Genomic DNA, 12,342 nt, shown 5'->3' with positions numbered 1-12,342 from the left:
ATGCCCGCCGCCGCCCCATGAACGACTCGCCGCTGCTCTCCTGCGATGCCCGCCAGCTCGGCCGCAGCCTGCGTCAATGGCGCACGCTGCGCCGCTTGAAACAGGGCGCGGTCGGCGCCGAGCTGGGCGTGTCGCAGACGACGGTGTCGCGTTGGGAATCGGGCATCGCCGCGCCCTCGCTGGACGAGCAGCAGGCGCTGCGCCGGCTGATGGCCGCGAGGCTGGACAGCGCCGCCGACTTCGAGCTGGGCCGCCTCGTCGAGCGCGCGCCCGGCGCGGTGCACCTGATCTGCGACCTCAGTCACCGGTTGCTGGCGATGTCGCGCGGTCGCGAACACCATTGCCGCCTGCCGCGCGCCGAGCTGATCGGACGCGCGTTGTGGTGCTACGCCACGCCCGAGATCGTGGCGCAGGAGGCGCGTCTGGACGCGCTCGGCTGGTACGAGCCGGCGCCCGGCGCGGTGGAGTTCGACACCGGCGCTTCGGTGGAGCAGGACATGCCCATCCAGCCGAGCCGGATGCGCTGGGTGCGCTTCCAACTCTCGGACGGGAGTTTCGTCCGGTTGACCGAGACGATCTCGTAAGGCGGGCATGCCGTGAGGCTACGGACCGCCTCGCACGCCGTCCACGAATAAAAGATTCAGCGCGTCTGGTCAGCGCGGCATCAGGCGAAGCCGCAGCGGCGTCGCGGGACGCAGCGTGATGTTGAGCACCGGCGTCGGCGGCGGCGTTCCGGGCACCGGCGCGAGGCGATGCCGTTGCAGCACCATCGCCGCGATCAAGGTGATCTCCATCAGCGCGAAGTGGCTGCCGAGGCACACCCGCGGTCCCGCGCCGAAGGGCATCCAGGCGCCGCGCGGGATCTCGCGATGCCCCGCCGCCGGATCGAAGCGCTCCGGGCGGAAGGCGTCCGGTTCGTCGAACCAGCGCGGGTCGCGCTGGATCACGCCCGGCGTCAGCCGGATCATCGCGCCGCGCTTGAGGCGCAGCCCGGCGATCTCCCTCTCTCCGGTCAACTGGCGGGAGAACAGGGCGGGCGCAGGCGGATACAGGCGCAGCGTCTCCTTGATGCACAGGCTCAGCCACGGCAGCCGCGTGAGATCCGCAGCCGTCGGCGCCCGGTCGCCGAGCACGGCGTCGACCTCGTCGGCCGCGCGTTGCTGCGCGTCCGGATGCGCGGCCATGCACCAGCCCCACCAGGTCAGCGCGGCCGCGCTGGTCTCGTGGCCGGCCAGGAATGTCGTCATGCACTCGTCGCGCAGCGCGGTGTCGTCGAGCGCCGCGCCGTCGGCGTCGAGCAGGGACATCAGCATCCCGAGCAGGTCGTCCGGCGGTGGCTCACCGCGTCGGGCGCGTTCGCGGCGTCCGGCGAGATGGCCGCGGATCAGCGTGTCCAGCGAGCGCAGCGCGCGACGCTTGCCGCGCTTCCACGGCGCCCACAGCGGGGCGCTGACCGGCACGTACATCTCGCCCATCGCGATCCTGCCGAGCTCGTGCACCGCCCAGGACGCCTCGGCCACGACGGCCTCGCCCTCGCCGGTCGAGAACAGCGTGCGCAGGATCACGTCCATCGTCAGCAGGGTCATCAGCTGTTCGAAGTCGATGTCCGATGCCTCGGGCCCGGCGGGGCGTCGATCCAGCGCCCGGCGGGCAGCCTCGACCGTCAGCGGCACGAATCCCTGCACGCGCTGCGGCGCGAAGCCGGGCTGCAGCAGCTTGCGCTGACGCTGCCACGCCGGGCCCTCGGCGACGAGGACGCTCTGGCCGTGCGCGTGGGCGAAGACCTGCGTCGCGCGCTCCCAGCGGATCATCCCGTCGTGGCCGGCGATCAGCAACTCGCGGACCTGGTCGGGGTGGAAGAAGTTGAAGTCGTCGAGGCCGAGCAGCCGTTGGTGGACGACGTCGCCGTACTGCTGTTGCAGCCGCTGCATGTGGCCGAGGTAGTCGCGGCGCATGGACAGGACTTCGGGCAGGCCGGCCCAGCGAGGGCGCGGACCGGGGACGGTGTCGGGGATCGCAAGGACATGGCTCATGGGATCGCATCGTCTCCGTGCTGCGCCGGGGCGTCTTGAATCGAAGCGACATCGTGCGCTCCCGTCCGTCCACCGCCGCAGGCCCTCGCCCCCACGCTCTCCCGCAGTGCGGGAGAGGAAGTGAGAGGGGCGGTGCATCTAGACTGCGATGCATGGACGCCCCTCTGCATCCCGGCACCGTCGCGCGGTTGCACATCCCGCCTCGCGCGCTGGAGGGGTGCCTCTACGCCTACCTGTGGCGGGACCTGTCGGCGGTGGCCGAGCAAGGCGACACCTTGACCGATGCGCAATGCCAGAGCTGGTTCCCCGCGACGCCGCTTTGTGGCCTGAGCTGGACCGTGAGCGGACGTGTGCGCGAATTGGACGTCGGGGCTGAAAGCGTCTCCGACGGCAGTGACGATGGCGCGCCCGGCCCCTGGCTGCCCGCCAGTGTCATCGGCGGTCCGCGCCGCGGCCCCAAGCGTTTCCAGGCGACGTCCGACTGCCGGGCCTTCATGGTCGCGATCCGGCCGGAGGCACTGCAGGCGATGACGGGCGTCGATCTCGCTGAACTCAAGGACCGGATGCTGCCCTTGTCGTTCATCGACGATCCGGCATGGCGGGCGCTCGACGCCGCGGTGCTTGCGGCCCGGGACGAACAGACGGCCCGGCGCACGCTGGAGGACTTCCTGCTGCCGCGCTGGCGCGCCGTGCGCGACGAGGTGCTGGCGGACGATCCGCCGCCGCGCGGCTACGCCGGCTGGATGCAACACCTGGCGCTGCGCGCGATCGCTGCCGGCCACGGGCGCAGCGTCCGTCAGGCGGAGCGCCGCATCAAGCAATGGAGCGGCCAGAGCCTGCGCGCGCTGCGGCTGGTCAGCCGCGCCGAGGCCGCCTTCCAGCAGGTGCGCAAGCTCGACGAGGACGAGGGCGCCGTGATCTGGAGCGCGCTGGCGCAGGACCACGGCTACGCCGACCAGGCGCACCTGTGCCGCGAGACCCGTCGGCTCAGCGGCTTCAGCCCCGAGGAACTGCGCCGTCGCGTCGCCCAGGACGAGGCGTTCTGGGCCTATCGCGTCTGGGTCTGAGGGAGTCGTCACGCGCCTTCGAGGACAATCGCCCCCATGGCTGTCCTTTCCCTCTCCAACGCCCACCTCGCTTTCGGCCACGTGCCGCTGCTCGACGGCGCCAATTTCTCCCTCGAAACCGGCGACCGTGTCGGCCTGATCGGTCGCAACGGCACCGGCAAGTCCTCGATGCTGAAGGTCCTCGCGGGCATCGAGAAGCTCGACGACGGGCTGTTGCAGCTCGAAAAGGGCCTGACCAGCGTCTACGTGCCGCAGGAGCCCGAGCTGCGCCCCGAGGCCACGATCTTCGACGTCGTCAGCGAAGGCGTCGCCGAAGCCAAGGCGCTGCGCGAACGCTACGAGGCGCATGACGAGAACGACGATCTCGGCTGGGTGCAGGAGCGCATCGAGCAGATCGGCGCGTGGAACTGGGAACAGCGCGTCGACGAGACGCTGCACCGCCTGGACCTGGACGGCGGCCGCAAGATCGGCGAACTCTCCGGCGGCCTGAAGAAGCGCGTCGCGCTGGCCCGCGCGCTGGTCGCGCAGCCGGACGTGCTGCTGCTCGACGAACCGACCAACCACCTGGACCTCGACGCGATCCGGTGGCTGGAGGAACTGCTGAACGGCTTCAAGGGCTCGCTGCTGCTGATCACCCACGATCGCGCCTTCCTGGACAACGTCGCCAACCGCATCGTCGAACTCGACCGCGGCCAGCTGCGCGGCTACCCCGGCAACTTCGCCGCCTTCCAGGCCGCCAAGGCCTACGAGCTGGAGAACGAAGCGCTGGCCAATGCCCGCTTCGACAAGCTGCTGGCGCAGGAAGAGGTGTGGATCCGCAAGGGTGTCGAAGCCCGTCGCACCCGCAGCGTCGCCCGCGTGCAGCGCCTGCACGAGATGCGCAACGAACGCCAGTCCCGCCGCGACGTGCAGGGCAAGGTGCGGCTGGACGTCGCCACCGGCGACTCGAGCGGCAAGATCGTGGCGGAGCTGGAAGGCGTGTCCAAGCGCTTCGGCGATCGCGTGATCGTCGACGGTTTCACCGGCACCATCCTGCGCGGCGACAAGGTCGGCCTGATCGGCCCCAACGGCGCCGGCAAGACGACGCTGCTGAAGATGATCCTCGGCGAACTGGCGCCCGACAGCGGCGCGGTGCGCCTGGGCACGAAGATGTCGGTCGCCTACTTCGACCAGATGCGCGACGCGCTCAACCTCAGCGCGACGCTGGCCGACACGATCAGCCCCGGCAGCGAGTGGATCGAGATCGGCAACCAGCGCAAGCACGTCAAGAGCTACCTGAGCGACTTCCTGTTCTCGCCGGCGCGCGCGGAATCGCCGGTGTCCAGCCTGTCCGGCGGCGAGCGCAACCGGCTGCTGCTGGCCCGGCTGTTCGCACGGCCGGCCAACGTGCTGGTGCTGGACGAACCGACCAACGACCTGGACATCGAGACGCTGGAGCTGCTCGAGGAACTGCTGGCCGAGTACGACGGCACCGTGTTCCTGGTCAGCCATGACCGGCGCTTCCTGGACAACGTGGTGACCTCGACCATCGTCAGCGAAGGCGCGGGCAAGTGGCGCGAGTACGAAGGCGACATCGAGGACTGGCTGCAGCAGTCGCAGCGCGCCGCCGAGATCAAGGCGCGCCAGGCGCCGGCCGCCGCACCCACGCCGGCGCCCGCACCGGCCCCCGCGCCGGCGCCGGTGGTCGCGTCCAAGCGCAAGCTCAGCTACAAGGAACAGCGCGAGCTGGACGAGATCCCCAAGCAGATCGGCGCGCTCGAGACCGAGCAGAAGCACCTGCAGGCGCTGCTCAACAGCACCGACCTGTACCAGCAGGGCGCCGGCCGCATCACCGAGGTCACCAACCGCGCCGCCGAGATCGACGACGAGCTGTTGACCCTGATGACGCGCTGGGAAGAACTCGACGGGAAGTGATCGTCAGGCGCGGACGGACAACTCGCCCAGGCCTTCGTAGCGGGCGGTGACCGTCGCGCCCTTGGCGAGCTTCGTGGCCACGCGCCACGAGCCCGTCGTCACGACGCTGCCTGCCGGCACCGTCTGCCCGCCGCGCGTCGCGATCTGCAGCCAGCCGGCCATCACCCAGGCCGGGTCGTTCAGGCCGTGGCCGCCGACGCCGCCCATGGGCGCCTGACCCTCGACGATCAGTTCGCAGGGCTGGTTCGCCCAGTCGTGGCCCGGCTTCCAGGCCTGCCACGGACCCAGCGCCAGCGCGCCGTGCGTCTGCGCGTCGGCCAGGCGCAGCGTGTTGTCCGCCGCCAGGCCGCGCTGCCAACGGGAGCCCAGCCATTCCACCGCGACGCACATCGCGTCGATCAGGTGTTCGGCCTGGCCGGGCACCAGGGCCGCGGCCATCTCCGGGGTCACGTCTTGACCCAGGCGCAGGGCGATCTCTGCTTCGGCGCCGACCAGCGTGAACTCGCCGAAGTCGCCGCCGTTGCGCAGGCCGCGGACTTCGCGTGCGCGCATCGGCGGCAGCGGCGAGCTGCCCAGCGCGCCCTCGCGCGACGAGCCGCCGCACTTCCAGAACTGCACCCGACCGGGCGAGAGCCAGTCGAGCCGCTTCGCCAGTTCGGCCTGCGCCTGGTAGGCCGCCGCCTCGTCGGGCAGCGACCACGCGGCGTCGTCGAGCAGGGTGTCGGCGGTCCAGGCCTCGGCGAGCGCGGCGCCCAGGTCGACGGGGGAGGAGGAGTTGGGGGTCGTCATGACCGCGGATCTTATGCGTGGCGGTCGTCGGCACCTCGGCGGGGGTTCCGGGCGAGGGCGAACGCGTCCCGATGCATCAGCGCTTGAGGGCCTCCCGCGCCCGCTCCAGCGCCTGCCAGAACTTCGGGTCCTGCGAGGTCGCGAAGTTGATGCGCATCAGCGTGCCCGGCGTGCGCGTCGGGCTGAACAGGATGCCCGGCGCGATCAGCCAGCCCTGGTCCATCATCACGGGCGCCAGGCGCTCGGTGTCGGCGCCCACGTCGACCCAGCCGAACAGGCCGGCCGGCGTCGCGGCGAAGCGGCAGCCGGCGTCCTCGGCCAGCCGCACGCAACGCTGGCGCGCGGACACCAGCCGCGCCGCGATCCGTTCCGCGTGCTTGCGCAGCAGGCCCTGCTCCAGGCACAGCGCGACCGCGCGGTCCATCAGCGGGCTGGTCGTCAGCGAGGCCAGCAGCTTCAGGTCGGTGAGCCGCGCCATGCGTTCGGCGCTCGCCGCGACGAAGCCGACGCGCCAGGCCGGTGACAGCATCTTGGAGAACCCGGAGACGTAGATCGTGCGCCGCAGCTGGTCGAGCGCCGCCAGTCGCGGGGCGTGGTTCGGCGCGAACAGCGCGTAGGTGTCGTCCTCGACGATCAGCAGGTCGTGCGCGTGCGCCAGCTGCAGCACCTGGTGCGCATGCGCCAGGTCCAGCGTCGCGCCGGTCGGGTTGTGCAGCACCGACACCGTCACGTACATGCGCGGCCGGTGCTCCTCGATCAGCCGGCGCATCACCGCCATGTCCGGCCCGTGCGCGCCGCGCGGCACCGGCAGCAGCCGCATGCCGGCCTGGGACAGCCGCGCGTATTCGATCGCCCAGCCCGGGTCGTCCACCAGCACGGCGTCGCCCGGCTCCAGGAAGGCCCGCGTGATCAGGTCCAGGCCGTGCGTCGCGCCGACGGTGCTCATGATCTGGTCGGGCGCGGCCTGCACCGCGATGTCCAGCAGCCGTCGCGACAACGCGCGCCGCAGCCGCTCGTCACCCAGCGGCTCGCCGTAGCCGGAAATCAGCGCGTCGTCCGCGTTGGCCGCGAGGCGGCGCAGCGTCGACTGCAGCAACCCCAGGTCCAGCCATTCCGCCGGCAGGGTGCCCAGGCCCGGCGAGCGCCGTGCGTCCGCCTGGAACATGCCGCGGATCAGCGCGCTGGCGTCCACCGGCGGCGGCAGTGGCGTGGGCGCGACGTCATGGGCGACCGGCGCCCGGGGCGGTGGCGTCCGGGTTTCGCGAACGAAAAACCCTCGCTTCTTGCGCGCTTCCAGCAAGCCCTGGGCGAGCAACTGGTCGTAGGCTGCGACGACCGTGTAGGGACTGACGCCGTGGTGCCGCGCACAGTCGCGTACGGAGGGCAGTCGTGCCCCCGGCAGCAGCAGCCGCTGCTGGATGCGCGCCGCGAAGCGCTGCGCCAGCTGCTGCGCGAGTGGCTGGCTGGCGTTGCGGGAGAGGGCGACCGGCGCGACATTCGCGCTGTTGGGGGCGCTCATGCTGGCGTTGGCTGTGCTGGTGTCCATGCCGATACAGATCATGCGGTGGTATGGCGCAGTGTATTGGTCCTGTGCTGGTCGACCCCTTAGACTGGTCCGCTCAACCGGAGACAACCCCCATGAACCGCAGTCCCTGGACGCAAGCCCGCCGTGCCGCGCGCATGAACCCGTCCATCATCCGAGAGATCCTGAAGGTCACCGAGAAGCCGGGCATCCTGTCCATGGCGGGCGGCCTGCCCAGCGCGGACACGTTCCCGGTGGATGCCATCAAGACGGCCTGCGACCGCGTGCTGACGCACAACGCCAAGGAGGCGCTGCAGTACGCCGCCAGCGAGGGGTTCGCACCGCTGCGCGAGTGGGTCGCGGCCAAGGTCGCGACGTTGGGGATCAACGCCTCGCCGGATCAGGTGCTGATCACCAGCGGATCGCAGCAGGGCCTGGACCTGGTCGGCAAGCTGCTCTGCGATTCGGGCGCGCCGGTCGCGGTGGAGACGCCGACCTACCTCGGCGCGCTGCAGGCCTTCACGCCGTACGAGCCGATCTTCGCCAGCCTCGCCAGCGACGACGAAGGCCCGCTGCCGTCGGCCATCGAGGCGCTGCCGCACGATGCGCCGGGCACGCGCTTCGCGTACCTGCTGCCGAACTACCAGAACCCCACCGGCCGCGTGATGAGCCTGGCGCGCCGTCAGGCCGTGGTCGCCGCCGCCCGCAAGGCCGGCGTGCCGATCGTCGAGGACAACCCCTACGGCGACCTGTGGTTCGACCAGGCGCCGCCGGCCTCGCTCAGCTCGCTGTGGCCGGAAGGCAGCATCTACCTGGGCTCGTTCTCCAAGGTGCTGACGCCGGGCTTCCGCCTGGGCTACATCGTCGCGCCGAGCGAGCTCTACCCGAAGCTGCTGCAGGCCAAGCAGGCCGCCGACCTGCACACGCCGGGCTTCAACCAGCGCGTCGTGCACGAGGTCATCAAGGGCGGCTTCCTGGACGAGCACGTGCCCAAGATCCGCGCCCGCTACAAGGCCAACCGCGATGCGATGGCCAAGGCGCTGGAAACGGCGCTGCCGCCCGGCTGCGAATGGCAGACCCCGGAAGGCGGCATGTTCTTCTGGATCCGCCTGCCCGAGGGCCTGGACGCGATGGCGCTGCTGCCGCGCGCGGTCGACGCCGGCATCGCCTATGTGCCGGGCGCCGCGTTCTACGCGCACCAGCCGGACACGCGCACGCTGCGGTTGTCGTTCGTGACGCTGACGCCCGACCTGATCGCCGAAGGCGTCGACAAGCTCGGCCGCGTGCTGCACGAGGCGCTCGCGCTGACGACCGCCGAAACGGCGCCCTGATCGACGAGCCGTCGTCGGTTCCCACACGGGGACCGATACCGACCCCACGCGGGGTCGGGGCTTGTCCCCTGTTCCCGTCACCCGTCACCGCCTCGTCAGGCGGGACGGATCGACTCGCCCTGGTTTTCCGAGTTTTCCGAGGTTCCCATGTCCGAACTCCGCCGCTTCGTTCAAGTCGATGTCTTCACCGCCGAGGCGCTGAAGGGCAACCCGCTGGCCGTCGTCATCGATGGCGCCGGCCTGGACGACGCCACGATGTCGAAGTTCGCCGAATGGACGAACCTGTCCGAAACGACCTTCCTGCTGCCGCCCACGCATCCGGACGCGGACTACCGCGTCCGCATCTTCACGCCGGGCGGCGAGCTGCCCTTCGCGGGCCATCCGACGCTGGGCTCCTGCCACGCGTGGCTGTCCAGCGGCGGGGATCCGAAGCGGCCCGGCGAGGTGGTGCAGGAATGCGCCATCGGCCTGGTGCGCATCCGGCGCGACGGCGCGCGGCTGGCCTTCGCCGCGCCGCCGCTGCTGCGCGAGGGACCGGTCGAGCCGGCGCTGCGCGACCAGGTGGCGCGATCGCTGCGCGTCGCGGATGCGGACCTGCTGGACGTCGTCTGGGTCAACAACGGTCCCGACTGGATGGCGGCGCGCCTGGCCTCGGCCGAGGCGGTCCTGGCCATCGAACCCGATTACGTGTCCATGGGGCGACTCAAGCTGGGCGTCGTTGGCGCTTATCCTGAGGGTTCGCCGCTGCAATTCGAGGTGCGGGCCTTCGTGCCCGGCCTCGGTCCCGCCGAAGACCCGGTCACGGGCAGCCTGAACGCGGGTCTGGCACTATGGCTGCAAGGCGCCGGTCTGGCGCCCGACCGCTATGTGGCCGCCCAGGGCGCCGCCCTCGGGCGTGCCGGCCGGGTGCATGTGGCGAAAGAGGGCGGACATTGCTGGATTGGCGGCGATGTCACGCCATTGATCCACGGTCAGGTGAGGTTGTGAAGCCATGAGCATGGAAGTCGATCATCTCGTTGTCGCCGCGAACACGTTGGAGGAGGGCCGCGCCTGGTGCGAACGTGTCCTCGGCGTGTCCCCTCAACCCGGTGGGCGCCATGCGCTGATGGGCACGCACAACCTGCTGCTCAACATCAGCGGGCCGCCGACCTATCCGCGCTGCTATCTGGAGATCATCGCGATCGATCCGGAGGCGCCGGATCCGGGCCGCCCGCGATGGTTCGACCTGGACCAGCCCGCCGTGCGCGAGCGCCTGAAGGAGGATGGCCCGTCGCTGCTGCACTGGGTCGCGCGGGTGCAGAGCCTGGACGCGACGCTGGCCACGTGGTCGGGCGAGGGCGTCGATGCCGGCGAGGCGGTCGAGGCCGCCCGCGGCGACCTGAGCTGGCGCATCGCGCTGCGCGAGGACGGTCGCCGGCTGCGCAAGGAAGGCCTGCCGGTGCCGATCGAATGGAAGGGCGACGCCCATCCGACCGACAAGCTGCCGGAAAGCGGCGTGCAGCTGCTGGGCTTCGAGGCCCGCGACGGCCTGCGCGCGCAGCTCTCGACGCCCCGGGGCACGGTCGAGCTGGAGGCGATCGAGGGGACCTTGTCCGACGCGCCGACGCAGTCCGGCGACCTTGATGACGTCCTGCCGGCTTCCCGCTGAAGTGCCGAGCAGAGTTCCGCTGAAGAACGGCTCAAGCGCTGCCCAGGAATCGCCCAGGAGCCGCTGAAGTGACGACAAGGACCCGATGAGCACGCAGGATCTCTTCCGCGAGGATGCGCAGCTGCGCGAATGCGAGGCGACGCTGCTGCGCGCCGACGAACTTGGCCTGCTGCTGGACCGCACGGTGTTCTATCCGCAAGGCGGCGGGCAGGCCGGCGACGCCGGCACGCTGACGCTGCCGGGCGGGCGCGAACTCCGCATCGCCGATACCCGCAAGGGCGAAGGCGGCGAGATCCTGCACCTGCCCGCGCCGGGCCAGGACCTGAGCGGGCTCGACGCCGGCACGCCGGTGACGGCGCGGATCGACTGGACGCGTCGCCACGCCCACATGCGATTCCACACCGCGACGCACCTGCTGTGCGCGCTGGTGCCGCATCCGGTCGACGGCTGCTCGATCACGGCGGGTTACGCGCGGCTGGACTTCCACATGACCGATCCGCTCGACAAGGACGCACTGACGGCCGGCATCGCCCGGCTGGTCGCCGAGGCGCATCCGGTCGGCCATCGCTGGATCAGCGACGAGGAACTCGATGCGAATCCGAACCTCGTCCGCAGCATGAGCGTGCAGCCGCCGCGCGGCACCGGCCGCGTGCGTCTGCTCGCGATCGACGGCGTCGACCTGCAGCCCTGCGGCGGCACGCACGTCGCCAACACGGCGGAGATCGGCGCGGTGGTCGTCACGAAGATCGAGAAGAAGTCGGCCAGGACGCGCCGCGTCGTGCTCGGCTTCGCCACCGTGGACACATCGGCCTCGTCGCCTGCTTCGGCATCGGTGACCCTGGCATGAGCAGGCTTCGTGTGCTCGGACGCGCGGCGTCCATCAATGTCCGCAAGGTGTTGTGGACCGGCGCCGAACTGGGCCTGGACCTGGCGCGTGAGGACGTCGACGTGAAGGCCGAGGCGTTCCTCGCGCTCAACCCGAACGCGATGATGCCGGTGCTGATCGACGACGACGGGTCTGATGCCCCGTTCTCGATGTGGGAGAGCAACAGCATCTGCCGCTACCTCGCGCGGCGCGAGGGTCGCCTCGACCTGCTGCCCGACGAGCCACGCCGGCGCGCGCTCGTCGAGATGTGGATGGACTGGCAGGGCGGCGAGCTGAACAACAGCTGGCGTTATGCGTTCATGGCGACGGTGCGCAAGAGCGCGCTCCACCAGGACGCCGCGCAGATCGAGGCCGGCATCGCGAACTGGAACCGGCACATGGCGATGCTCGACACGCAGCTCGTGCGCTCGGGTGGCCCCTTCGTCCTGGGCGAGACGTTCACGCTCGCGGATGTGGTGCTGGGTTTGTCCGCCCATCGCTGGCGCGCGGCGCCGATCGCGCACACGGATCTGCCGGCGGTCGAAGCCTGGTACCAGCACCTGCTGACCCGCCCTGGCTTCGCGGCCCACGGTCCTGCCGCCGGTCCTTGATGCACGCCTCTAGACGCGACACTTGATCGCCGGAACGGCCTCGCTACACTCGCCCGCTGTGGACACGCCTGAGATACGACTGATCTGCCCCGATTCGCCCCCGTTGTGGGAAGAAGCGCGGGCGATCATGCGCGAATATGCACAGAGCCTGGACATCGACCTGGACTTCCAGAACTTCGACCAGGAACTCGCCTCGCTGCCCGGCGAATATGACGAGCCGCAAGGCATGTTGCTGCTGGCGCTGGTCGACGGCCAGATCGCCGGGTGCGGCGGCTTCCGGCCGATGACCGATTCCGACTACGCCAATGCCTGCGAGATGAAGCGCCTGTTCATCCGCCCCGCGTTCCGCCGCTTCGGCCTGGGACGCACGATGGCGCAGGCGCTGATCGATCGCGCCACGACGGCGGGCTACTCCAGCATGCTGCTCGACACGCTCGACGACATGGAGGCCGCGCGCGATCTGTACGAGAGCCTCGGTTTCGAGGAGATCCCGCCGTACTACTTCAACCCCATCGCCGGCGCGCATTACCTGAAGGTCGATCTGGACTGAGGGCGGACGGTT

At 70.7% G+C, this 12,342-nt stretch carries 12 protein-coding genes; 9 read left to right on the top strand and 3 right to left on the bottom strand.

Going from position 1 to position 12,342, the window contains the following annotated elements; genetic code table 11:
- Window positions 1-17 precede the first annotated feature (17 nt).
- A complete protein-coding gene (locus ACQ86G_RS05390; protein WP_431259636.1) occupies window positions 18-584 on the top strand; it encodes a helix-turn-helix transcriptional regulator in 567 nt (188 codons plus the stop codon).
- Window positions 585-653: 69 nt separating this feature from the next.
- On the opposite strand, the gene ACQ86G_RS05385 is transcribed toward ACQ86G_RS05390, so the two are convergent.
- A complete protein-coding gene (locus ACQ86G_RS05385) occupies window positions 654-2,033 on the bottom strand; it encodes a cytochrome P450 (protein ID WP_431259635.1) in 1,380 nt (459 codons plus the stop codon).
- 152 nt (window positions 2,034-2,185) lie between these two features.
- On the opposite strand from ACQ86G_RS05385, the gene ACQ86G_RS05380 reads away from it, so the two are divergent.
- Complete coding sequence (locus ACQ86G_RS05380; protein ID WP_431259634.1) at window positions 2,186-3,100, top strand: helix-turn-helix domain-containing protein; 915 nt, start codon at window positions 2,186-2,188, stop codon at window positions 3,098-3,100.
- A gap of 36 nt (window positions 3,101-3,136) precedes the next feature.
- On the top strand, window positions 3,137-5,014 hold the full coding sequence (locus tag ACQ86G_RS05375) for an ATP-binding cassette domain-containing protein (RefSeq protein ID WP_431259633.1): 1,878 nt from the start codon (window positions 3,137-3,139) through the stop codon (window positions 5,012-5,014).
- A gap of 3 nt (window positions 5,015-5,017) precedes the next feature.
- On the opposite strand, the gene ACQ86G_RS05370 is transcribed toward ACQ86G_RS05375, so the two are convergent.
- Together ACQ86G_RS05370 and ACQ86G_RS05365 are read right to left on the bottom strand one after the other, a co-directional pair.
- On the bottom strand, window positions 5,018-5,803 hold the full coding sequence (locus tag ACQ86G_RS05370) for a fumarylacetoacetate hydrolase family protein (RefSeq protein WP_431259632.1): 786 nt from the start codon (window positions 5,801-5,803) through the stop codon (window positions 5,018-5,020).
- A gap of 76 nt (window positions 5,804-5,879) precedes the next feature.
- Window positions 5,880-7,322 (bottom strand): PLP-dependent aminotransferase family protein, encoded by a 1,443-nt coding sequence (locus ACQ86G_RS05365; RefSeq protein WP_431261339.1) that lies wholly within the window; start codon window positions 7,320-7,322, stop codon window positions 5,880-5,882.
- Between the two features lie 119 nt (window positions 7,323-7,441).
- On the opposite strand from ACQ86G_RS05365, the gene ACQ86G_RS05360 reads away from it, so the two are divergent.
- From ACQ86G_RS05360 to ACQ86G_RS05335, 6 genes are all read left to right on the top strand, one after another.
- Window positions 7,442-8,656, top strand: coding sequence for a PLP-dependent aminotransferase family protein (locus ACQ86G_RS05360; protein WP_431259631.1), 1,215 nt, complete (start codon window positions 7,442-7,444; stop codon window positions 8,654-8,656).
- A gap of 147 nt (window positions 8,657-8,803) precedes the next feature.
- The gene (locus ACQ86G_RS05355; RefSeq protein ID WP_431259630.1) at window positions 8,804-9,643 is read left to right on the top strand and encodes a PhzF family phenazine biosynthesis protein; all 840 of its coding nucleotides are present in this window, start codon (window positions 8,804-8,806) and stop codon (window positions 9,641-9,643) included.
- Window positions 9,644-9,653: 10 nt separating this feature from the next.
- Entirely contained in the window at window positions 9,654-10,304 is a 651-nt protein-coding gene (locus tag ACQ86G_RS05350; RefSeq protein ID WP_431259629.1) for a VOC family protein, read from the top strand.
- A gap of 85 nt (window positions 10,305-10,389) precedes the next feature.
- The gene (locus tag ACQ86G_RS05345) at window positions 10,390-11,151 is read left to right on the top strand and encodes an alanyl-tRNA editing protein (RefSeq protein WP_431259628.1); all 762 of its coding nucleotides are present in this window, start codon (window positions 10,390-10,392) and stop codon (window positions 11,149-11,151) included.
- Window positions 11,148-11,780 (top strand): glutathione S-transferase family protein, encoded by a 633-nt coding sequence (locus tag ACQ86G_RS05340; protein WP_431259627.1) that lies wholly within the window; start codon window positions 11,148-11,150, stop codon window positions 11,778-11,780. The genes ACQ86G_RS05345 and ACQ86G_RS05340 overlap by 4 nt, the downstream gene beginning before the upstream one ends.
- A 58-nt stretch (window positions 11,781-11,838) precedes the next feature.
- A complete protein-coding gene (locus tag ACQ86G_RS05335; protein ID WP_431259626.1) occupies window positions 11,839-12,330 on the top strand; it encodes a GNAT family N-acetyltransferase in 492 nt (163 codons plus the stop codon).
- The last annotated feature ends 12 nt before the right edge of the window (window positions 12,331-12,342 follow it).

The organism is Roseateles chitinivorans, assembly GCF_050632145.1.
GTDB lineage: Bacteria > Pseudomonadota > Gammaproteobacteria > Burkholderiales > Burkholderiaceae_C > Roseateles > Roseateles chitinivorans_B.
This window is presented reverse-complemented; position numbering and strand designations above follow the sequence as displayed.

What these genes read in the sequence shown, in the direction of transcription:
- ACQ86G_RS05385 (WP_431259635.1), bottom strand. Translation starts at nt 2,033, where the DNA reads ATGAGCCATGTCCTTGCGATCCCCGACACCGTCCCCGGTCCGCGCCCT.
- ACQ86G_RS05360 (WP_431259631.1), top strand. Translation starts at nt 7,442, where the DNA reads ATGAACCGCAGTCCCTGGACGCAAGCCCGCCGTGCCGCGCGCATGAAC.
- ACQ86G_RS05345 (WP_431259628.1), top strand. Translation starts at nt 10,390, where the DNA reads ATGAGCACGCAGGATCTCTTCCGCGAGGATGCGCAGCTGCGCGAATGC.
- ACQ86G_RS05355 (WP_431259630.1), top strand. Translation starts at nt 8,804, where the DNA reads ATGTCCGAACTCCGCCGCTTCGTTCAAGTCGATGTCTTCACCGCCGAG.
- ACQ86G_RS05340 (WP_431259627.1), top strand. Translation starts at nt 11,148, where the DNA reads ATGAGCAGGCTTCGTGTGCTCGGACGCGCGGCGTCCATCAATGTCCGC.
- ACQ86G_RS05365 (WP_431261339.1), bottom strand. Translation starts at nt 7,322, where the DNA reads ATGAGCGCCCCCAACAGCGCGAATGTCGCGCCGGTCGCCCTCTCCCGC.
- ACQ86G_RS05390 (WP_431259636.1), top strand. Translation starts at nt 18, where the DNA reads ATGAACGACTCGCCGCTGCTCTCCTGCGATGCCCGCCAGCTCGGCCGC.
- ACQ86G_RS05375 (WP_431259633.1), top strand. Translation starts at nt 3,137, where the DNA reads ATGGCTGTCCTTTCCCTCTCCAACGCCCACCTCGCTTTCGGCCACGTG.
- ACQ86G_RS05380 (WP_431259634.1), top strand. Translation starts at nt 2,186, where the DNA reads ATGGACGCCCCTCTGCATCCCGGCACCGTCGCGCGGTTGCACATCCCG.
- ACQ86G_RS05350 (WP_431259629.1), top strand. Translation starts at nt 9,654, where the DNA reads ATGGAAGTCGATCATCTCGTTGTCGCCGCGAACACGTTGGAGGAGGGC.
- ACQ86G_RS05370 (WP_431259632.1), bottom strand. Translation starts at nt 5,803, where the DNA reads ATGACGACCCCCAACTCCTCCTCCCCCGTCGACCTGGGCGCCGCGCTC.